Annotated in this window: 16 protein-coding genes and 2 tRNA genes; 12 read left to right on the forward strand and 6 right to left on the reverse strand. The window is 50.8% G+C overall.

Annotated elements, in window-relative coordinates; all coding sequences use genetic code 11:
* Positions 1–374 precede the first annotated feature (374 nt).
* The 9 genes from pnpS to C162_RS17350 all read left to right on the forward strand — a co-directional run bounded on the left by pnpS (position 375) and on the right by C162_RS17350 (position 10,570).
* The gene (pnpS, locus tag C162_RS17310) at positions 375–2,168 is read left to right on the forward strand and encodes a two-component system histidine kinase PnpS (RefSeq protein ID WP_036695858.1); all 1,794 of its coding nucleotides are present in this window, start codon (positions 375–377) and stop codon (positions 2,166–2,168) included.
* A gap of 120 nt (positions 2,169–2,288) precedes the next feature.
* Entirely contained in the window at positions 2,289–3,017 is a 729-nt protein-coding gene (locus tag C162_RS17315) for a response regulator transcription factor (RefSeq protein WP_036695860.1), read from the forward strand.
* A gap of 159 nt (positions 3,018–3,176) precedes the next feature.
* The gene (gene pstB, locus C162_RS17320) at positions 3,177–3,932 is read left to right on the forward strand and encodes a phosphate ABC transporter ATP-binding protein PstB (protein WP_036695861.1); all 756 of its coding nucleotides are present in this window, start codon (positions 3,177–3,179) and stop codon (positions 3,930–3,932) included.
* A 79-nt stretch (positions 3,933–4,011) separates the two neighbouring features.
* On the forward strand, positions 4,012–4,671 hold the full coding sequence (gene phoU, locus C162_RS17325) for a phosphate signaling complex protein PhoU (protein WP_036695863.1): 660 nt from the start codon (positions 4,012–4,014) through the stop codon (positions 4,669–4,671).
* Between the two features lie 247 nt (positions 4,672–4,918).
* Positions 4,919–7,591, forward strand: coding sequence for a DNA polymerase I (gene polA, locus C162_RS17330; RefSeq protein ID WP_036695864.1), 2,673 nt, complete (start codon positions 4,919–4,921; stop codon positions 7,589–7,591).
* 51 nt (positions 7,592–7,642) lie between these two features.
* Positions 7,643–8,485 (forward strand): DNA-formamidopyrimidine glycosylase, encoded by an 843-nt coding sequence (mutM, locus tag C162_RS17335; RefSeq protein WP_036695952.1) that lies wholly within the window; start codon positions 7,643–7,645, stop codon positions 8,483–8,485.
* A 199-nt stretch (positions 8,486–8,684) separates the two neighbouring features.
* Positions 8,685–9,401, forward strand: a complete 717-nt coding sequence (locus tag C162_RS17340; RefSeq protein ID WP_084648958.1) for a manganese efflux pump — start codon at positions 8,685–8,687, stop codon at positions 9,399–9,401.
* Positions 9,402–9,410: 9 nt separating this feature from the next.
* Positions 9,411–10,007 carry a dephospho-CoA kinase gene (gene coaE / locus C162_RS17345; protein WP_036695867.1) on the forward strand — a complete coding sequence of 199 codons (597 nt, stop codon included), beginning with the start codon at positions 9,411–9,413 and terminating at the stop codon, positions 10,005–10,007.
* Positions 10,007–10,570, forward strand: coding sequence for a lytic transglycosylase domain-containing protein (locus C162_RS17350; RefSeq protein WP_036695954.1), 564 nt, complete (start codon positions 10,007–10,009; stop codon positions 10,568–10,570). Before coaE ends, C162_RS17350 begins: the two co-directional genes overlap by 1 nt.
* Before the next feature lie 108 nt (positions 10,571–10,678).
* Here C162_RS17350 and C162_RS17355 read toward each other — a convergent pair whose 3' ends face one another.
* Positions 10,679–10,897, reverse strand: coding sequence for an alpha/beta-type small acid-soluble spore protein (locus C162_RS17355; RefSeq protein WP_036695868.1), 219 nt, complete (start codon positions 10,895–10,897; stop codon positions 10,679–10,681).
* A gap of 165 nt (positions 10,898–11,062) precedes the next feature.
* On the opposite strand from C162_RS17355, the gene nrdR reads away from it, so the two are divergent.
* On the forward strand, positions 11,063–11,539 hold the full coding sequence (gene nrdR / locus C162_RS17360; RefSeq protein WP_036695870.1) for a transcriptional regulator NrdR: 477 nt from the start codon (positions 11,063–11,065) through the stop codon (positions 11,537–11,539).
* Positions 11,540–11,734: 195 nt separating this feature from the next.
* On the opposite strand, the gene C162_RS17365 is transcribed toward nrdR, so the two are convergent.
* Together C162_RS17365 and C162_RS17370 are read right to left on the reverse strand one after the other, a co-directional pair.
* Positions 11,735–11,807 (reverse strand) — tRNA-Lys (locus C162_RS17365).
* A 6-nt stretch (positions 11,808–11,813) separates the two neighbouring features.
* Positions 11,814–11,888 (reverse strand) — tRNA-Ala (locus tag C162_RS17370).
* Positions 11,889–12,008: 120 nt separating this feature from the next.
* Here C162_RS17370 and C162_RS17375 point away from each other — a divergent pair.
* On the forward strand, positions 12,009–13,688 hold the full coding sequence (locus C162_RS17375; RefSeq protein WP_036695872.1) for a recombinase family protein: 1,680 nt from the start codon (positions 12,009–12,011) through the stop codon (positions 13,686–13,688).
* A gap of 2 nt (positions 13,689–13,690) precedes the next feature.
* Here C162_RS17375 and C162_RS17380 read toward each other — a convergent pair whose 3' ends face one another.
* The 3 genes from C162_RS17380 to C162_RS17390 all read right to left on the reverse strand — a co-directional run bounded on the left by C162_RS17380 (position 13,691) and on the right by C162_RS17390 (position 17,198).
* Positions 13,691–14,047 carry a GNAT family N-acetyltransferase gene (locus C162_RS17380; protein WP_156949644.1) on the reverse strand — a complete coding sequence of 119 codons (357 nt, stop codon included), beginning with the start codon at positions 14,045–14,047 and terminating at the stop codon, positions 13,691–13,693.
* A 203-nt stretch (positions 14,048–14,250) separates the two neighbouring features.
* A complete protein-coding gene (locus tag C162_RS17385) occupies positions 14,251–15,030 on the reverse strand; it encodes a MurR/RpiR family transcriptional regulator (RefSeq protein WP_036695876.1) in 780 nt (259 codons plus the stop codon).
* A gap of 128 nt (positions 15,031–15,158) precedes the next feature.
* Positions 15,159–17,198 (reverse strand): FAD-dependent oxidoreductase, encoded by a 2,040-nt coding sequence (locus C162_RS17390; RefSeq protein WP_051493628.1) that lies wholly within the window; start codon positions 17,196–17,198, stop codon positions 15,159–15,161.
* 536 nt (positions 17,199–17,734) lie between these two features.
* On the opposite strand from C162_RS17390, the gene C162_RS34430 reads away from it, so the two are divergent.
* Positions 17,735–22,507, forward strand: coding sequence for an Ig-like domain-containing protein (locus C162_RS34430; RefSeq protein WP_051493630.1), 4,773 nt, complete (start codon positions 17,735–17,737; stop codon positions 22,505–22,507).
* Positions 22,508–22,590 lie beyond the last annotated feature (83 nt).

The following is a 22,590-nucleotide window of genomic DNA, read 5'->3' on the forward strand; positions in this document are numbered from 1 at the left end:
AATCCGGAAACAACAGCGATCGGAACAACGGTCCGTTTGCGGAGCGTCCACTTAACGAGCCCCCATCACTCCATCCTCGCCCTCGGTTCTCGATCTCACTCATCGCTCCATCCTCGCCCTCGGTTCTCGATCTCACTCATCGCTCCATCCTCGCCCTCGGTTCTCGATCTCACTCATCGCTCCATCCTCGCTCTGGTTCCTCTCTCGCCCCTCAGTATCTCCCAATCCTCTCTGGCGCTCCTTCCCAGCCCCCGCATCCCTCTCCCCACACATTTTACACTCCGTTGATAATCGCCGCCGGAACTGGTATTTTGCCGAAAATGCAGGTAGAGTGTTCTCATGGACATAAACACGAGGGAAGAGGACCGCCGCAGATGAAACCATTCCGCATTCGACTTACCATCATACTTATGGCTCTGATAGGAATATCAATGACCGGGGCCGGGATCACCATGGCTCAGCTGTTCAAGGATTCGCATATTTCCGTGCTGGAAGAAAACATGTCCCGGGAAATAAAGCTGCTCTCCGGCACCTTCTCATTCATGGATACCAGTAGTCCGGATGCCCTGAACTACTATACAGAACAGGCAGAGAAGATCTCCATCTTGACCGGATCGCGTGTCACCTTCATTACGAAGCAAGGCCGGGTCATCGGTGACTCGGAGAAGAATCCGCGCGAGATGGACAACCACTCTACCCGCGAGGAGGAGCTGCTGGCCGCGAAGGAAGGGATTGGCCGGGCGATTCGTTACAGCGATACATTAGACCGTGAAATGATGTATGTGGCGGGTTCCGTGTCCTCGGATCAGGGATTTGACGGGTATATCCGGCTGTCGATGGGGCTGGATACCGTATCCGAAGGACTGAACCGGGCGTGGATGATCATGGCAGGGGGACTGGTGCTGCTGTTCATTGCCGCAACCTTGGTGAGCTACAAGGTGGCTTCGAGTATGACCTCACCGCTGGAGCAAATCACCAGAGTGGCGCGGCGGATTACCGATCTGGATTATGATGCCCGGGTGCCGATGAAGCGCAAGGATGAGATCGGCCAGCTGGCTACAGCCATCAACGCGATGGCCGACAGTCTCCAGGCCCAGCTGAAGACCATCCGCGACAATGAGGATCTGCTGCAGAGCGTACTCGACAATATGACCGGCGGCATCGTGATGATTAACGCTGAAGGGGAGATTGCCCTGCTTAACCGGGCCGCCGAACGGCTGCTCGATGTGAAGCACAGCGAGATGACCGGACATTCCTACAAGGAGATTAAGCATCATTATGAGCTTACCCGGCTGATTGATGATGGAGTGTCCGCAGGTGAACCTATTCACGAGGAGCGCAGCATCTATAATCCGGTGGAGCGGATTGTGCGTCTGGACGGGGTGCCGATGATCCAGGACGGCTGCTCCCGGGGGATGCTGTTCCTGCTTCAGGAGGTTACCGAGATTCGCAGACTTGAGAAAATGCGCAGCGAATTCGTCGCCAATGTCTCCCACGAGCTGAAGACCCCTGTCGCTGCGGTAAAAGGCTTCGCCGAGACCCTCCTCGGCGGGGGCGTTACGGATGAGAAGACGGCGCGTTCGTTCCTGCAGATCATCTACGATGAGAACGAACGGTTGAACCGCCTGATCGGCGACATCCTGGAGCTGTCCAAAATTGAATCCAAACGCGTTCAGCTGGAATGCTCCCCGGTTCATCTGATCGAGTTCTTCGATTCCGTGCTGGAGACGCTCAGCAAGGTGGCGGAGAAGAAGAAGATTACACTCAGCTCGGATGTGCCTGCAGAGCTATTCATTGAAGGAGATGAAGACAAGCTGCGCCAGATTTTCATGAATCTGCTCTCTAATGCGATCAACTATACCCAGGACGGGGGAAATGTCAGAGTGACCGTAGTGAGCATCCAGAAGAAGGATGGCACCGAGAGCGTGCGCTTTACAGTCAGTGATACGGGGATGGGGATTCCGCGCAAGGATCTGCCCCGGATCTTTGAACGCTTTTACCGGGTGGACAAAGCCCGCTCCAGAAGCTCCGGCGGAACCGGCCTCGGTCTATCCATTGTGAAGCATCTGGTTGAGCTGCATCGCGGTTCTATTAACGTAGAGAGCGATCTGGGCATCGGCAGCTCATTCATTCTGGAATTGCCGCTGCTGCAGGAAGAGAATGAATAACTCTGCAGAGTCTAATAGAGAATAAATTTATAATTTTACACTAAGTTAACATTGTGGTGCTATGATGTGCATGTATGCAGTTTTGTAAAATTAATAACCTATGAAAAGACGGGGGAACCTATGGCACAACGATTGCTTGTCATTGAAGACGAACCGACACTAGCCCGGCTGCTGTCTTATAACCTGACACAGGAAGGCTACGAGGTGACGGTGGAGGATCATGGAACGGCAGGGTATGACCGTGCGACTAGAGAACCTTTTGAATTGATCGTACTGGATCTGATGCTGCCCGGCATGAACGGCATTGACATTCTGGATAAATTGCGTGGACAAGGCATCCGCACACCGGTTATAGTGCTGACGGCCAAGAATGCGGAAGAGGATGTCGTCCGCGGGCTAAAGTCCGGGGCGGATGATTATATTACGAAGCCCTTCGGCGTATCCGAGCTGCTGGCCCGGGTCAGCGCAGTGCTGCGGCGGATCTCCGGTATTGCCGAAGAAGCTCCGCCCGAGACAGCGGTATCTGCATCGACGATTATTCTCGGACAGCTGGAGATCTACCCCGAGCGTTATGAAGTCTCGCTGGGCGGACAGAGCATCAATCTGCGGCCGAAGGAATTTGAAGTGCTGCTGTATCTGGCCCGCAAGCCGGGCGTCGTCCTGACGCGGGATGATCTGATGAATGCCGTCTGGGGCTTCGACTATATTGGAGGCCAGCGCACCGTAGACGTGCATGTCAGCTCCCTGCGCAAGAAGCTGGAGCTTGACCCTGAATCCGTGCATATCGATTCCATCCGCGGCGTGGGCTACAAACTGGTCGTCAACAAGAAGAGAACACCTGTCAGCTAACATGGCGGTGTTCTTTTCTCACAAGTTAAGCACCTTCTCCCTGGCGCGTGTCTTACTACACACGGATTTTACACTGCGTTAACAATTCTCTGGAGCTCTTTTGACACTGAAAGCTTATCATGGGGAACGAAGATGATGAGAAGGAGACAACAGAAACTAATGAAATCCATCATTGACATAGAGAAGCTAGATCTCTACTATGAGTCATTCCATGCCCTGAAGAACGTGGATTTGCAGATTCCGGAGAAGCAGGTGACCGCTTTTATCGGACCTTCCGGCTGCGGGAAATCCACACTGCTGCGTACCCTTAACCGTATGAACGACATGATTCCCGGAACACGTATTGAAGGCAAAGTAAATATCGGCGGCAAAAACATCTACAGCGACGAGATCGAAGTGGAGAGTCTGCGCAAGCAGGTGGGGATGGTGTTCCAGCAGCCCAATCCTTTTCCAAAGTCGATCTATGATAACGTGGCTTATGGCCCGCGCCTGCACGGTGTGAAGAGCAAAGCCGAGCTGGATGTCCTTGTAGAGCAAAGCCTGCGCCAGTCCGCGCTCTGGGAGGAAGTGAAGGATTTCCTCAAGAAGTCTGCCTTAAGTCTGTCCGGCGGGCAGCAGCAGCGTCTCTGTATTGCCAGAGCCCTTGCTGTACAGCCCGATATTCTGCTGATGGATGAGGCGACGTCAGCGCTCGACCCGGTGTCCACGCTCAAGATTGAGGAGCTGGTTCAGGAGCTGCGGGATAAGTATACGATTGTAATGGTCACGCATAATATGCATCAGGCCGCCCGGGTATCGGGACGCACTGTATTTTTCCTGAACGGTGTCATTGTGGAAGCTGCGGACACGGAGCTGTTATTCTCCAACCCGAAGGATTCCCGCACAGAAGACTATATCTCCGGCCGCTTCGGCTAAGGATGGCTGATTCGTAAGTCTTAGGTTCACTCCGTTCACCCGATATGACCATATGTTTTTGAGGAGGATCACTTTCGATATGATTCGCAGAAAAGAATTCGACAAAGATCTGGAAGAACTGCGCACCCTGCTGCAGCAGATGGGCGAGCATGTAACGGATGCCCTGGATGGTGCGATACTGGCCCTGCAGACCCTTGATACGGCACGGGCGCAGGAGATTGTCAAAGCGGACCTGCGGCTGAACGCCATGGAAGACCGGATTATGGAGATCGGCTCACGGCTGATCATCACCCAGCAGCCGGTGGCGAAGGATCTGCGCCGCATTATTGTAGCCTTCAAAATCTCCAGCGATCTGGAGCGTATGGGCGATCTGGCACTGGATGTAGCCAAGGTAACGATGCGCATCCAGGGGCAGCAGCTGATCAAGCCGCTTGTGGATATTCCGCGCATGGCTGAGCTGGTCACGATCATGACCACGGAGGCTATTCAGTCTTATCTGGACGAGAATACGGATCTGGCCTACAAAATGGCGCAGGATGACGATCAGGTAGATGGTCTGTACAGCGCGATGATAAACGAACTGTACACGTATATGGTTCAGAAGCCTGAAACCGTGAATCAGGCGATGCTGCTCACACTGGTTGGCCGTTACATTGAACGGATTGCCGACCATGCCACGAATATTGGCGAGAGTGTAGTGTATCTGGTTACAGGTAAACGTCCGGATTTGAACCAATAACCGCATAATGTTGGCGCATAGATACAGTTTAGCAGAGCTCTGCGCCTTGAACATCAGACAGCAAGCCACCTCCCCGGGGCTTGCCTTTTTTTGTTTTAAAGCGCGCTTCACTTGGCAAACCTGTATTCCATACCATTAGCAGCAGCTAAAGGCCGGAGCAGGTGTGGATCTGTAGCCTCAGGTTCTTTTTTGTACGGAGCATATGGTACTATGTAAAGAGAAAGCAAGATAAAGGCGAGGTGCTAGTGTGGACAAGCTGATACTCATTGATGGAAATAATATCATTTACCGGGCGTTCTTCGCCATGCCGCCGCTGACGAATACAGCAGGACAGCAGACGAATGCGGTATACGGTTTCACGACGATGCTGCTCCGTCTGCTGGAGGAGCATAAACCGACACATATGATTGTGGCCTTCGACGCGGGGAAGATTACTTTCCGGCATGAAGGCTATGAAGATTATAAGGGCGGACGCCAAAAGACCCCGCCGGAGCTGTCCGAGCAGTTCCCGTTGCTCAAAGAGCTGCTGAAGGGTCTGGGAGTTCCGCAGTTCGAGATTGCCGGCTACGAGGCTGACGATATTATCGGCACCATCTCCAGGGAAGCGGATGCCGCCGGCCGTCAGGTGATGATTGTGTCCGGGGATAAGGATATGCTGCAATTGGCTTCTGAGCATACCACCATAGCGATGGTGCGTAAGGGAGTTACGGAAGTGGAGCTGTACGGGCCTAAGCAGATCCGGGACAAATATGATCTCACCCCTGAGCAGATCATTGATCTGAAGGGGCTGATGGGCGATGCCAGCGACAATATCCCCGGGGTACCGGGAGTCGGGGAGAAGACAGCGCTTAAGCTGCTCCAGCAGTTCGGATCGGTGGAAGGTGTGCTTGCCGGAACCGGTGAGCTGAAGGGGAAGATGAAGGAGAAGCTGGAAGAGCACGCGGATAGCGCCATCATGAGCAAAAAATTGGCGACGATCTACCGTGAAGTTCCGCTGGAGCATACCTGGGAGGATATGGTGTTCAGCGGTATTGTTGCCGATACGGCGGGCCCTGCCCTGGCGAAGCTGGAGTTCAAGTCCCTGCTGGAGCGCCTGTCGCTGAGCGCCTATTCGCATGAGGCGGACGGCGGTCTGTCCGGCCCCGCAGCGGTGGAAGCGGCAGAGCTTACGATTACCATCGTTGATGAAGCCGGATTAGAGAAGCTGGTTCAGGCACTGCCGGACATCTCCGCCCTGCATGTGGAATCTAACGGGGAGAACCCGCACCGTGCCGAAGTGATCGGCCTCGGGCTGTCTTCGCCGGAGCAGCATTACTTTGTGCCTTTTGCCCTGCTGAAGAGTGAGGCGGCAGCACCCCTGCGTGACTGGCTCGGTGACGAGCAGGCACCGAAGAGCGGGTATGATCTGCACCGTGCCGATCTGGCGCTGCATTGGCAGGGGATTGCTTTTGCCGGAGCCGCTCACGATGTTCAGCTGGCCGCTTACCTGCTGGACCCGACTGAAGCGAGCCAGAATCTGAATGACCTGACCACGAAATACGGCCTGCCCCGCTTGTCGCCGGATGAGGATGTTTTCGGCAAAGGGGCCAAATATAGAATTCCTGAGCTTGCGATTCTCGGTGAGCATGTCGCCCGCAAGAGTGCGACTGTGCTTGGCATTGTGCAGAAGCAGCAGGAAGAGCTGGACAAGACGGACATGACCGGTCTGTTCCAGGACCTGGAGATGCCGCTGTCGCGGATTCTCGCCGATATGGAGAAGCAGGGCATTGCTGTTAACAAGGACGATCTTATCCAGCTCGGCAAGGAATTCGAAGCCCAAATCTCCCGGCTGGTCACTGAGATCTACTCCGCATGCGGAACTGAATTCAATCTTAATTCTCCGAAGCAACTGGGTGAGGTTCTGTTCGTGAAGCTGGGCCTGCCGGTCGTGAAGAAGACGAAGACCGGATATTCGACGGATGCCGAGGTACTGGAGAAGCTTGCGCCTTATCATGACGCCGTGCGCCTGATTCTGCAATACCGTACCCTGGCCAAGCTGCAATCTACGTATGTCGAAGGTTTAATGAAGGAAATTTCGCCGGAGACCGGCAAGGTACACACCTTTTACCGGCAGACGATTGCGGCCACAGGCCGGCTCAGCAGCCAGTTCCCGAACCTGCAGAATATTCCGATCCGGCTCGAAGAGGGCCGCAAGCTCCGTAAGGTATTCGTGCCCTCAGAGCCGGGCTGGTCGATTCTGGCGGCGGATTACTCACAGATCGAGCTGCGTGTGCTGGCGCATATCTCAGGCGATGAGCGGATGAAGGAAGCTTTTGTCGAGGATATGGATATTCATACCAAGACTGCGATGGACGTATTCGGCGTCCCTGCGGAGAGTGTGGACAGTAATATGCGCCGCTCCGCCAAAGCGGTAAACTTCGGAATTGTGTACGGCATCAGCGATTACGGCTTGTCACAGAACCTGAACATTCCGCGTAAGGAAGCGGCCCGGTTCATTGAGCAGTATTTTGAGGTGTTCCAGGGTGTCCGCCGTTACATGGATGATATCGTAGTCGAGGCCCGTAAGCAGGGGTATGTGACTACGCTGCTGGAACGCCGCCGTTACCTGCCGGAGATCAATGCGAAGAACTTCAATCTGCGTTCCTTCGCAGAACGTACGGCGATGAATACGCCGATCCAGGGAACCGCTGCGGATATTATCAAGCTGGCCATGGTTCATATGGATAAGGCACTGCATGAGCGCGGCCTGAAGAGCCGGATGCTGCTCCAGGTACACGATGAGTTAGTGTTCGAGGTGCCGGAGGAGGAGCTGGAGCAGATGAAGCTGCTGCTGCCCGAGGTGATGGCCGGAGCACTGCAGCTGTCTGTTCCGCTGAAGGCAGAGGTAAGTTTTGGGAGCAACTGGTACGAAGCGAAATAGGCTCCCCGCACATGGCAGATATCCGGTATAATGGAGTGGAGGTGAGCCATGATGCCGGAATTGCCGGAAGTCGAAACAGTCAGAAGAACACTTAATGAGTTAATTACAGGCAAGCAGATAGAGCATGTCACCGTCCGGCTGCCGCGGATTATTCAGCGCCCGGATGATATTCAGGCCTTTGCCCATATGCTGGCAGGTCATAGTGTGGTTACAGTTGAACGCAGAGGCAAGTTCCTGCGTTTCGTATTTGACGGGCTGGTGATGGTCTCACATCTTCGGATGGAGGGCCGTTACGGCGTGTACCGTAAGGGCGAGCTGCTGGACAAGCATACGCATGTTATTTTCCATTTCACAGATGGGACGGAGCTGCGTTATACGGATGTGCGCCAATTCGGGACGATGCATCTGTTCCAGCCGGGAGAGGATCTGCAGCTGAAGCCGCTGAACAAGCTGGGGCAGGAGCCGCTGGATGCCGATTTCACGCTGGAACGGTTCAAGGAGATTGTCGCGAAGCGGAGCACCAAGATCAAGCCGCTGCTGCTCAATCAGGAATATATAGTAGGCATCGGCAATATTTATGTAGATGAGTCCCTGCATCGTGCAGGAATCCACCCGGAGGAGACCGCGAAGTCCCTCACCGAGGATCAGCTGGCCAGACTGCACCATGCTATTGTCGCAACACTGACGGAAGCGGTGAATGCCGGAGGCTCCTCCGTGAAGTCGTATGTCAACGGCCAGGGGGAGAGCGGGAGTTACCAGGATCAGCACAAGATCTATGGACGCAAGGATCAGCCGTGTGCTACCTGCGGCACGCTGATTGAGAAGAGCGTGGTCGGCGGACGGGGAACGCATTATTGTCCCAGCTGCCAGCCCGTACCTGTACTGATTCTGTGATTTTTATTTAGAGTCAGCGCTGCGGTTAGAGCCCGTTTACGGGTTAGTTACACTTGAGTTATAACTGCTATGTATAAAGGCAGGCACTTACTGCCCGTCCCGCCCATATAATGTGTGAAGATTGCTGATTATGGCGAAACGGAGCTCCGGCTTGGATGCTTAATCCACCGGCTCCGGTTCTTCACGGGAGGGATTGCGGGTGCTGAGCCCATTGTTGTCTTTGCTGTTGCTTGCGTTTGCGCTTAGTCTGGATGGATTTGGTGTAGGTATTACATATGGACTGCGTAAAATGAAAATCCCCTTGCTCTCCATTATCATTATTTCGCTCTGTTCAGGGGTCGTCATTTATGGTTCTATGCAGGTCGGCGTGCTGCTGGCCAAGGTAGTCTCGCCGAATGCCGCTTCCAGTGTCGGAGCGGTTATTCTCGTCTTAATGGGCTGCTGGTCACTGTTTCAGATGCTGACGCAGAAGGAGCAGGAAGAGACTGCGCCAGCTGCCGCAGAGGATCATTCAGGATTAGAGACCATACTGGAGACGGCTGCTGCCGCACAGAATGCGGAAACGGTGCTGAAGCCGGCTGTATTCTCGCTGGAACTGCGCCATCTGGGCGTGGTGATACAGATTCTCCGCACACCGTCTTCCGCTGATATGGATGCCTCGGGGAGCATCTCCTCCATGGAAGCCATGATTCTGGGGATCGCGTTGTCGCTGGATGCCTTCGGAGCCGGCCTCGGTGCGGCACTGCTCGGATTCAGCCCGTGGTCCACCTCGCTGATGATCGCTGTATTCAGCGGAACCTTTTTGCTAATGGGAATGAAGACGGGACTTAGATTATCCGGCAGCTACTGGATGAAGCATGCGGCTGCGCTGCCCGCGATATTATTAATTGTAATGGGTATAATGAAGTTATTATGAGGTGAGTACATGATTATAGGCTTAACCGGAGGCATAGCTTCGGGAAAAAGCACCGTGTCTGCACTGTTTGTCCGCAAGGGAGCTGCACTGGTGGATGCCGATGTCATCGCCAGAGAGGTGATGCTCCCCGGACATCCGGTGCTGGCGGCAGCGGTGGAGGCTTTTGGAGACCGCATCCTGCTGCCTGACGGTTCGCTGGACCGGGCGGGTCTTGGTGAGATTGTCTTCCGGGACCCGGAGGCGCTCAAGACACTGAATAACCTGACCCATCCGGCAATCCGCAGGGAGATCAAGGACAGAATGTATGCGCTTGAGCAGGAGAATCCGCAGCGGCTGGTCATTGTCGACATTCCGCTGCTCTACGAATCAGAGCTGGATTCCTTGTTTGAGCAGATTATTGTGGTCTATGTTCCGAGAAGGGTGCAGTTAGCCCGCCTCATGGAGCGCAGCGGAATGAAGCTGGAGCAGGCTGAGGACCGGCTGAGGTCGCAGATGGATATTGAACTGAAGCGCAGGAAAGCGGATTATGTGATCGACAATAGCGGTGATCCGGAGTCTGCCGAGCTTCAGGTTGCCCGGCTGTGGGACAGGCTGGGCCTGATATGATGAAGTGGCTGCGCTCCAAAAGAGTCCTGCTGCTGCTGTTCATCGGCTTCACCGCGATCCTGTTTCTAGGCTCCAACTGGATGTCATGGTTTTATCCTATTCATTATAAAGCAGAGATCCGCCAGCACAGCCGGACGTATGAGATGGACCCGTTCCTGGTAGCATCCATTATCCGTGTGGAGACCAATTATAAGACCGGCCGCGAATCCAAAAAAGGCGCGCTGGGACTCATGCAGCTGATGCCGGATACCGCCAAGTGGGCGCTCGAAAAGGCCAAGCTTCCTGAGGTATCGCTGGAACGGCTAAAGGAAGAGCCCTCCTCCAACATTGAACTGGGCACTTGGTATTTGTCTACGCTCTCTAAGCAGTTCGACGGCAACCGTATAGCAGTTATAGCCGCCTATAATGCCGGACCCGGCAAGGTGCAGAGCTGGCTGGATGAAGGGCAGTGGGACGGAACAGAAGCCTCTGTGAAGGACATTCCGTTCGGTGAGACCCGGCATTACGTGCAGCGTGTGATTTATTATTATGATCAATACACCGAGCTCTACAGTGAGTTCTAGGGTGCTTGTTACTTCTGCTGCTATTATGTAAAAAGAAGCATCAAACGGCCGGAGGCCGTTCGATACTTCTTAGGCAAGCTTATGTCGTGTTTAGCAGGTTATTTGTACTTATTTGTACTGACCTGCCAATTGCTGTTCAGCCAGGGTTACAAGACGTTTAGTGATGTAACCACCGATCGAACCGTTTTCGTAAGAAGTTTTATTGCCTTGGTATCCGTCTGGGGAGAGGGTAATACCTAGTTCCTGGGCAACTTCATATTTCAGTTGTTCCAAGGCACCGCGTGAGTTTGGAGCTACCAGGTTATTGGAGTTGTTATTTTGGCTCATTGCTGTTCACCTCCTATCGGTTGGTAACTGTATTATGTGCCGGACATGTCAGATTCATAACAACAAATAAACGGTGTTTTCTGGAAATTAAATAATGCCCGCATAGCCCTTGTGTATCAATGGACCGGGCCTATCCATTCTAATGATGAGGAAGTGAAGAAGCTTATGAAATGCCCTTACTGTGACCACACCAATACCAAAGTCCTGGACTCGCGCCCGGCTAATGAGAATAAGTCCATCCGCCGCAGGCGGGAATGCGAGCTATGCAGCCGCCGTTTCACCACCTTCGAGATGATTGAAGAGACCCCGCTGATTGTGATCAAAAAAGGCGGCAGCCGTGAAGAGTTCAGCCGTGACAAAATCCTCCGCGGCCTGATCCGTGCCTGCGAGAAGCGTCCGGTCCCTGTAGAGCGCCTGGAGGTCATCGTATCCGAGGTGGAGAAAAGCCTGCGCGGCATCGCCCTCGCCGAGATCGAGAGCCGCCAGATCGGCGAGCTGGTCATGGAGCAGCTCTACCCTGTCGACGAGGTAGCGTACGTCCGCTTCGCGTCCGTGTATCGCCAGTTCAAGGACATTAACATGTTCATGAAGGAACTGAAAGGACTGCTGTCCAAGAACACGGAGGAGCTGGACGGGCTGTAAGCGGTTTAGGGAGGGTAAGCCCTCATTGGGGGGGGCTGGCTCTGGGGTTTACGGGACAGCCGCACAATGTACAAGGTACTTATTGGTGAATAAACCGATGGGTGCCTTTTTGTTGAATTGCTTATGAACGTATAGGATTAAGGGGCTTTAATTTGAACAAAAAAAAGACCCTGGTCAGGGTCTTTAAAAATGTGATGGACTCTCAGGGGCTCGAACCCTGGACAAATAGATTAAGAGTCTACTGCTCTACCAACTGAGCTAAGAGTCCATAGAATGGTGGAGAATAGGGGATTCGAACCCCTGACCTCTTCGCTGCCAGCGAAGCGTTCTCCCACTGAACTAATTCCCCATTCGTTTTTCTCACAAGAAATAATATATCATAAATATAATTCTCAGTCAACATTATTTACAAAAAGAATAATAAGGATAAAATATGGTAGTACATATGACTGATGGGAGGGCTTTCGGTATGGGGGATAAGAGACGGGTCGCAGCATTTTATAGAGTATCAACAAAGGGGCAGCTTGAAGGAAATGATATTCCTATGCAACGTAGGGCTTGTCAAGAGTTTATTAATAGTAAGGGTTGGGTGTTGGTAAAAGAGTTTACGGAGAAAGGCGTTTCTGGATATAAGACAGCGAATGAGGACAGAGATGAAATTCAACGTGCTAGATATGATGCGGAAAATAGTCACTTTGATGTATTGCTTTGTTTCATGTTCGACAGATTAGGAAGAAGGACATATGAAACTCCTCTGTTATTAAAATGGTTCAACTCAATGGGAATTGAAGTCTGGTCAGTAAAAGAAGGTCAACAAGAATTTACAGACGAAGGGCATGACATTACAAACTTCCTTAGATTCTGGCAATCGAATAACGAATCTCAAAAAACTTCGATGCGCGTTGATGAAAAACATACACAAATGGCCGAAGATGGTGTATTTAGAGGTGGCACTGCACCATTCGGATACCGGTTAACACCTTCAGGAATTAAAAATAAGAAAGGCAAAGAGCTGATGAAGCTGGAAATAAATAAAGAACAAGCTACTATCGTCAAACAGATGTTCAATATGGTGATAAAAGAGGGTTTTGGAAGTAATCGAATTGCTAAGTTTCTTAATGAAAATACAATCCCCACTTCTACCGGAGGTAAATGGAACACTGCTGCTGTGAACTTTATTCTTAGAAATCCTGTGTATAAAGGGTATCCGGCCTATGGGAAAAGAAAATCGGTTGAAGGGATTTTTGAGACTAAAGGTAAAGCAGAATGGACGATGCCCGAAAAACAACAACTTCAATTAGTAATTATCGATAAAGAAGATTTTGATAATATTCAATTGCTAAGAAGTTCTAGGTCGAAAGAACAAGTTAAAGACCATAATCGGGAACGAGTTAACACCTCGGTAGGCCCGCTTCTATTGGTCGGGTTTATAAAATGTGGTTATTGTGGCTCCCCTTTGACTACAACATATAATGCCAAAAAATACACTCTTGCTGATGGTACGATTAAAATGTGGAAACGGGCGGTTTATCGATGTTCTGGCAAAGCGTTAAGGAAGGTTGATTGCAAGGGGCAGACTATTTATGCACAAAATAAAATTGAAGATACTGTAGCTGATGTTGTTAATCAATATCTCGCATCTTTGAAAAAGATAGACTACATAGAATTTTCCAGAGGTTATGATCTAGAGGAGTATAAGGATATTAAAGAATTCCTTGATAAAAAAAATCAAGAGTTGGCAAGCGAATATGTTGAATTGAACTTACTTAAAAAGGAAGTGACAAAAAGTATTTTGGGAAAGAGTGCCTTCAAGCCAGAACTATTAAATGAAATGATTGAGGATAAAGAAAAGGAATTGCAAAAACTTGATCAGGAAGTCAGATCACTTGAGGAGCAACTTCAGACGAAAAAACTAGAATTAAGTGAAATTAAAGAATTGGCCAAAAATATTAGTGGGTGGAATTTAAAATATAATGAAGCTAGCCATGACCACAAAAAAGTTATGTTGAGATGGATCATTGAAAGGATAACAGTATTCAAAGATCAGATTGAAATTGAATTTAGGCCGGATATCACAAAGTTCTTATCGAGTGCCGGGAACGGTGCTATAGCTGAACTGAGGAAAAGAACGCATCGCTGGCATACATGAGGCTAGCGTTCTATTTCTTCATAAGACATAACTACGGTTTGAAAATAAGGCTTAAATCCAAGCTTTGTATAAAGCGCATTGGCTTTGTGGCTTGCTCTCAAGGTTGCTGTATGTACACCTTTGTTATGTAAATCATGGAGGGTTGTGAGGCACAGAGCGCTTGCAGCACCTTGATTTCGATACTGCTGCAGGGTGGATACAAACTCAATGGATGCCTGATTACCGGTCTGCATGGCAGCGGAGGTAGCTATGGGAACACCATCCAGGTAAGCAAGATAAAAAGATAGCTCGCTACGTGAAAGCCAAAATTCGTAATATGCCTGATTCAACATAGGCCAGCCATGCAGCGCCTCATTCACCACATCAATCCATAATGTAAATTCAGACGATGACGTAACCCTGTGTATATGTAGTCGCGGACTAGAATGTGGCCAGTTACGGGGTTGTTGCTAAATCTAACGTCATTGCATATGTTCTGCCAACGCCAGGGTATGCAGATATTGTTCCATTCCCTGAGTGATGCAATTCACATAATAATCGTGATTCATAAATGGCCTCCCCTCTATCTCTTCCCTAAGAGCAGCTTGTTCCGTAAGCGGAGTCCAATGTAATTGAGCAGCACCTGCATCAGCAGGCTGTCTACTTGTGTGCCGGTGCCTTCGTATTGCAGCGACAGGTCAACAATGTTCTCTATACCTTGTAATCTTACGTGAGCTATGCAGGCAGTCCGAGCGCCTTTTTCCTTAGCTCTCTTCAACTGTTGCACCTGATGAAGATTATACTGCGGCATATAGATCAAGCTGATGACGGCCGACTTTTCGTTCACACCGTCAACGGCATTGACTTGATAGTTGGGGTCGATGAACGCTTTGGTCTTTTTGCCCAGGAGCACCAGCTCGACCTGCAGCCGCCAGATCTCGGAATGCAAGGGAATGCCGATGAAAACGATCTCGTCACTGGATTCGATCATGGACAGCAGCGAAGTGATCGCCTGTTCATCCAGTTGGCTGGTGGTTGCCTTAATCTTCTCGGCCAGCAGCTCACCGTAGGCTACCGGATCTATGTCCTCTTCCTTCACTGCAGGATAGTATTTGCCGTCATATTGATATTGCAGAGGCGTCTGCTCATAGATCATCCGGAAGCTTGAGAAGTTGTCATAATACATCTGCCGCATGAAGCGGCTGACCGTAGAGACAGAGATGTGGTTGGACTCAGCGAATTCCTGTATGCTTGAAGTCTGAAGTCGGTTATAGTTCTCCAGCATAGTTTTGGCTACATCAAAGTAAATATCATCCTGATCATAGGTGTTATAGCACTCCAGCAGCGCGAGAATATCTAACATGATGCACAGACTCCCTTTATAGTTTTGCTTCATTATAATCCAAATCCAATTCAGGAGAATCAGCAAAAATCGCCCATACCGGGTAAAGGTAGGGCGATTTTTTAACAATTGTGCAATTCGTTGTCTAATTACTTATGCGAGTACCCCGCAGCATGGATACCGGCCAGCCGGCCGGAGGTATAGGCAAAGCCCAGTGTACCGCCTTCAAAATCAACATAAGCCTGTCCGTACATCCCGCCTGCATCAGCACCGGCGACGTAAAGTCCACGGATGGCCCGGCCGTCCGAATCGGTAGCTTCGATCTTCTCATTGATGCGTACGCCGCCCAGCGTTCCTAGGTTACGTCCGACATACTTAATGGCATAATAAGGACCTTGCTTGAGCGGAACCAGCCGCTTCGTGTCGGAGAAGAACATAGGGTCATTGCCCTGGGCAATGGCTGTATTGTACTGCTTGGCGGATGCGAGGAAGGTATCCTTGTCCACACCGATCTCTTGAGCCAGTACCTCCAGTGAATCTGCTCTGTGAACAACACCGGTATCTTTCATTGAATCCAGCAAAGGGGTGTAGTCCGTAGGTCTATTCTCATCTGCAAGAATAACATCTGTATCATTCGGTTCATTGAATTCCATGTAGAACTGGCGCTTGCCCTTCCATTTGGAGAAGTGGGGTTCGATGGCTGCCAGGCCCTTCTTCTTGATGGTGTTCAGCATGGCGGAGTCCAGAATCAGGAATTCCGTCTCTTTGGGCTGCATGTGAATCTCAGCGCCGTGTACAGCGAAGAGGGTAACCTTAGTCTCATCGGAAAAGCGCTGGCCCAGCGTATTCACTCTCAGGTTCGGGTACTCGCTGAACTTGGTCAGGCTGTACCAATCCTTGTTGATCGGGGCCAGTTTAGCGATCTCTTCCGGCGTAAAGATTTGCGCAAAATACTGGGTCGAGGTCATCCCGTATGGGTCTGCACCAACCTTCCAGGCCATCTGAATGCCGTCACCTGTATTTGTAGCAATCTGTCCCGGAGTGAACTTCTTGCCGAAATATTTCTCCATCATCTCGCTGTTGCCGCCGAAGCCGCCTGTTGCAATGACGACAGCCTTGGCGTTCACTTTGAGCTTGGAGCCATCCTCTTTCTTAGCCAGCACGCCGGTTACTGCACCGTTAGAGTCTGTCAGCAGCTCAGTCACCGGAGTGCTGAAGCGAACCTGTCCCGATTTGGCTTCAAAAGACTTGATCAGCTTGGTGATCGCTACTGTGCCGCCTTCCTGGTATCCGTGCAGCGTGGCAGGCATTCCGATATGCTCAAAGGCAAAGCCGGTACCGGCATCCACCAGGGTCATTTTGGCGCCGTTCGCATTCAGCCAGTCAACGGTTTTCCCTGCTTCATCAATGATGTTGCGGACCAGCAGCGAGTTCATGTAGCCATCGGAGGCTGCCATGTACTGGTCATAGAGCCATTGCTTGCTGACCGTTTGTTTTCTGTCCTTCTGCTGCTGGGAATCGGCTGCGAACATGCCTCCGGCCATAGTGCCGGCTCCCATAGGTGTAGCTGTCTTCTCCAGCAGTACGACGCTGGCTCCGCTGTCTTCGGCGGCAAGCGCCGCAGCTGTACCGGCAGCACCGGCGCCCACTACGGCCACATCAACTGTGATCTCTTCCACTTCCTTGTTCTCAGCAGTGGCTTTGGCCTGCTTCAAGACCGTCAGATCCCCGCCTGCCTGCTTGGCGCAATCCTCTACAGCCTCCAGAATCCCCTTGGTGGTCATAGATGCGCCGGAGACGGCATCGATTGCGAGGCTTTGCTCACTGATGATTTTTTCAGGAACAATCTTTAGCGGCCCTTGGGCAATGCCTTCTGTTTCATTCTGACTTAACACCTTTACGTCTTTAATAGCGTTATCAGTGAATTCTGTCTCAACCTCGATCGGGCCGTTCTTCCCGTTCCCCTTGGCTGTGTATTTCCCCGGCTTGAAGGAGAGTGCAGCGCTTTTATCGGAAGTGCCTGTCCCCGTGGTCTGGCTTGGGCTTGCCGCCGCTGGCTTCTGATCGTTCTCTACCGCTCCTTCGGCTGCCTTGTTCGACGCGTTGTTGCAGCCTACCATCGAGATCAGCAGAATCGTGATCACAACCAGCAGAATCCCTTTGTATCCCCAGTGTTTTTTTTGCATCATGCAGTTACCTCCCTAATGATCTACGAGGAAAAAGTCCTCTGCTTGAAGGTACCATGTAACACATTTCACATGGAGGTCTGACTCAGACCGATTTCAGTCTGATTTAGAAGGGTTAGGCTTGAGTGCCGATTGAATTCAATACAGAGGGAATGGTGCGGTGCGTGGAAGGCCTACTCCGAAGAAGAATTGATCGAGGCAATGACTCACCTCGCTTTTTATACAGGCTGGCCGCGTTCCGCATCGGCGATCCTGGTTGCCAAGGGATTTTTCGGGGAAATGTGAACACAATTGCGCATGTGAGCAAAAGCTCCGTGCGCTTTTTTTAGGTTTAGACATTTTTATTGATAAGAGGTTAGAAAATCACTGTTTTTTCATTTTTTTTAGAGCTATCCCCAATTAGGTCCTGATGAATCGGTTTTTGTCGAGAATTGTTAAGAGTTTGTTTAGAGCTGTCTGCTAGAATGGGCGCATATATGAAAATTTCTACTGCTCTGCAGCGGATGAAAAGTGATGAATGAACAAGGGGGAGCGATACATTGTTTAAGGGTAAGGGATTGAAAAAATATTTCTCGTTGCTACTCGTGATCAGCTTAGTTTGGACCGGGGCCTTTCCGGTATATGCAGGTTCAACAGACAACGGTGAGGCAAGCTGGGAGAATGTTGGTCCGCTGCCAGACAGCAGCAAAGTAAACGGAGTGGCTGTAGGCTCAAATATTTTAGTTACAGTCGGGGAAGGAGGAAGAATTGTTGCCGCAAGCGACCCTTCGACATGGGCAGTTCGTAATTCTGGTGTAACTGTAGATTTGAACGGTATTGTTCATACAGGGACGGATGGCAAATATGTTGCTGCAGGCAATGCTGGAACAGTTTTAGTGTCTACAGATAATGAGGATTGGACTTCCCGGAATACAGGCATCATTAACAACTTGAATGCCATCGCCTACGACGGCAAAGATAAATTAGTCGCAGTCGGCGATGCTGGAAAGATAATTACATCGATCGACGGCGGTAGCAATTGGACTGCATCATCCGTTGCAGGCGTTAATGTTAATCTGAATGGTATTGCCTATGGCAACAACAAGTTTGTTGCAGTGGGTGATAACGGTACAGTTTTAACTTCAGGAAATGGAACGACATGGGTAAAGGTAACGCGCAAAACAACCGATTACTCAAACCTTAACTTGAACGGAATTACCTTTGGCGGCGGGATCTTCGTAGCTGTCGGTGATTCTGGACTTATTGTTACCTCTCCGGAGGGTACTAAAGGCGCAGAGAAGATTCTTGAAGCTAATATAAATCTAAACGGTGTAGCTTTCGGAAACAGCGTGTTTATAGCTGCAGGAGATGGGGGGAAAGTGTTCTCCACTACCGATCTGTGGCGGACATGGAAGCCTGAGACTACAAACGCGACTACTAAGCTTAACGGCATCGTATTTTTCCGAGGTCTTAATCAATTTATTGCAGCGGGTGATTCCGGTGTGATCATTATGTCTTATGTCATTCCCAACATTCCGCGGGTTCTCAGTCTGAATCCAGGGAATGATGAGACAGATGTAGAAATAGATGCAAATCTCGAGATCATGTTTAATCAGCTGGTAGAGGCAGGAACTGAAAATATCCATATTTTTAAAGCTGCAGATCTGTCCTCTCCGGTTGAAACCATCCCGGCTGATGAGGCCAGCAGAGTAACATTAGATCCGGACACTAATGCGGTAACGATTAATCCGGGCATCAATTTTGATCCAGGGACGAAATATGCCGTTACAGTTGACGCGAATGCTTTTACTAACGGTGACAGTGGCAATGTAGCGATCGCAGCGGGTGAGTGGAGCTTCACGACTGTTGCTGGATCAGGAGATACGAAAGCTCCGACTGTTACCGGCTACTCTCCTGACCAGGGCGAAGCGGGAGTAGCGACTGATGCCCAACTGACACTAACTTTCGATGAGAATGTAACAACGGATAGCGGTAACATTCTGATTTATGACAGTACAGACGAAGGTAATCTAATGGTAATTCCGGTTAACTCAGAGAATGTTACGGTTAAGGATAAAGTGGTAACCATTGTTCCGTATGAAGATTTTAAATACAGTTCTACGTACTTTGTAAACATCGATGACGGAGCATTCAAAGATCTAGCAGAAAACTCTAACTCCTATACAGGTATCTCGGACAAGGACACCTGGCAGTTCACAACCGCCGAAGCGCCTGATACTACACCGCCGGTGGTGAGCAGTTATTATCCTGCAGATGGAGCGAAGGATGTAGAGATTGGCAACAACCTGACGCTTACTTTTAATGAGGATGTAATGAAGGGTGCGGGCCAAATTGAGATCTACAGCGAGATTCTAAATGCCCCAATGATGAGCATTCCTGTCACTTCGGATGTGGTAACCATTGACGGCAACGTAGTAACGATTAATCCAGAAGAGAATCTGGATTATGGCAGGAAATACCATGTGTTGATTGCAAATAATGCATTCATGGATAAAGCGGGCAACCCTTATGCCGGTATCACTAACGATACAACCTGGCGCTTTAGTACCACCAGCGAACCGGATACGACAGCGCCAATCGTAAGCACTTACTCGCCTGAGAATGGGGCAACAGAGGTAGCTATCGGAGCTAACCTGGAGCTTGCTTTTAGCGAAAATGTTAGAGCAGGGGAAGGCAGTATTGTGATTTACAACAGCACAACTGACAAATTGGAAGCTATCATTGCTGCCAAGGATGTAAGCATCCTGAACAATGTAGTAACGATTAATCCGGTCCACAATCTGCAGTATGGCACAAGCTACCATGTGCGGATTAGCAATAATGCATTTGCAGATTCATCCGGCAATTACTATGCTGGTATCGCAGACGACACCATTTGGCAGTTCACCACCCCGGCTGCGCCAGATACAACTGCACCTGTGTTGAACACGTACTCACCTGCGAATGGTGCAACAGGTGTAGCTATTGGAGCTAATCTGGAGCTTACCTTCAGCGAGAAAGTAAGAGCAGGGGAAGGCGATATCGTCATCTACAATAGTGCGAATCATGCACCAGTAGCGACGATTCCTGCAGCTTCCGGGAATGTAATTATTCATAGCAATGTAGTTACGATTAATCCTACGAATGATCTGAAGTATGGTGTGAGCTACTATGTACAGATTGGAGCCGGGGCATTTACTGATCTCGCAGGTAACGGCTATGATGGTAATGCGGAGAATACACTCTGGCAGTTCACAACCACAGATGCACCGGATCGGATCTCGCCAACGGTGATCACGTATTCGCCGGAGCCATGGGCCACCGAATTGGCAGTGAACGCGAATCTGGTCCTTACCTTCAGCGAAAATGTACGGGCGGCAGTGGGTACCATTGAGATATTCCGCAGCACCGATGATATTCATCCGTTAGCGGCGATTCCTGCTCTTTCGGACAGGGTAACCATTCTGAACAATGTCGTAACCATCAATCCGGCGGATAATCTGGAGCATGGGACAAGCTACTTTGTACGTATCTCGGAAGGAGCATTTACAGATCTCGCTGGCAACAGCTATAGCGGCATCTCAGGCATTAACGCTTGGCGGTTTGTGACCACCAGTGCACCAGATACGGCACCGCCTGTAGTAACATCTTACAGTCCGGCAGGCAATACAACGCATGTACCTGTATCTGCTACACTCACATTGACTTTTAACGAGAATGTGTTAGCTGGAGATGCCGCTATTGAGCTTGTGAATGCAGCGAATAATGAGGTTGTAACGAGAATTCAAGCGGGAAATAAAGCACTTGTCGCTGTCACGGACTCTACCGTCAGCATCAATACAAGCGGTCTGCTCAAGCAGGGCGGCAGCTATTATGTGCTGATTCACCCGGGTGCTTTTACAGATGAATCAGGTAACAGCTATGCAGGAATTACGGATAGTAAGGTCTGGAGCTTCTCGACAGTTCCTGTTCCGGTCACGCCAACTGATCCTCCTGCACCGGCACCGGGCGGCGGTGGTTCAGGATCAGGAGGGGGAGCGCCGGCTCCGGTACCGACACCTTCTCCGCAGACAGAAAGCATTAATGCGAACGTTGAGAACGGCGCCGCTCAAGGCTCCATGGTATCCTCCGTTGTCATTACCCGCACTAAGGATGCAAACGGAGTGAAGAGTGATACGCTTACGTTCACATTGGAGCAAGCTATCCGGGCAGTTCATGAGCTTAAGGCCGCTGGGTCCAGTATTGCCAGAATCAACGTGCCTGATAAGAATGATGAGGTGGCTGGGACCAGATTGACCATTCCGGCAACTTCCAGCAAGCAATTTGCTGATAATCAGATCACGCTGGATCTATTCACAGTGAATGCTGAGGTGAAGGTTCCGGGCAGCTCGATGGCTGGGTTCGGTACAGATATTTACTTCAACCTCGTTCCGCTGAAGACATCACAGCAGAGCGCAGAGGTAGAAGCCCTTGCGAAAACCCAGGTGCAGAGTGTATCCCGCGGTGCATCGGTCACGCTCGTAAGCCGTCCGGTAACGATTGAGACCAATCTGCAGAGCCGTCCGGTTACGCTGGTATTACCGCTTAACAACTCTTCGTTAACGGCGGAGCAACTGAAGGCACTTGCGGTCTTCACCCAGCACAGCGACGGTACCAAAGAATTGGTCAAGGGAGAGATCGTACCTTTTGGCCAGACCGGAAAGTCAGGCATTCAATTTAGCATCAGCAAATTTAGTACCTTTACCGTTGTACTTGCACAAGATCCTGAGGTACAGGTGAAGGCGTATATGACAGGTTATGCCGATGGCACCTTCAAGCCAGGGAACAGCATCACCCGGGCAGAAGCGGCCAGCATCATTGCCCGCACCTTCGGCCAGTCCGCTGCTACTGCTGGCGTAGTGTATTCTGATGTTCCTGCCGGACACTGGGCGGCAGACGCAATCGGTCAAGTGACCCGAAGCGGCATCATGAAAGGTTATGGGGGCGGCAGCTTCAAGCCTAACCAGACGATTACAAGAGCTGAAATGGCGACCCTCCTGTCCCGTTTGATTACAAGCGCTCAAGACCAAGCGGCAGGCTTCAGTGATATTGCCGGACACTGGGCTCAGGCAGCCATTGAACGGATGTCTCAGGCAGGCATCATCAGCGGTTACGAAGACGGCTCTTTCCGTCCAGACCAGACGTTAACGCGTGCAGAAGCCGTAACCATCGTTAACCGTGCCCTTGGCATCGCTCCGCTGACCAGTGCGGCCCAGAAATGGACAGATGTCCCGGCGGGCTTCTGGGCATTCGGCAGCATCCAGGCAGCTTCTGTAGATCATACTGCAGAATAAAATAATTACAGCACAAAACAGCCCTTCCATCCGTCTTTGACGGGGAAGGGCTGTTTTTGCAGTGTGGGCGCGAGTGAGCTCAA

Source organism: Paenibacillus sp. FSL R7-269, assembly GCF_000517865.1.
Taxonomy (GTDB): domain Bacteria; phylum Bacillota; class Bacilli; order Paenibacillales; family Paenibacillaceae; genus Paenibacillus_AQ.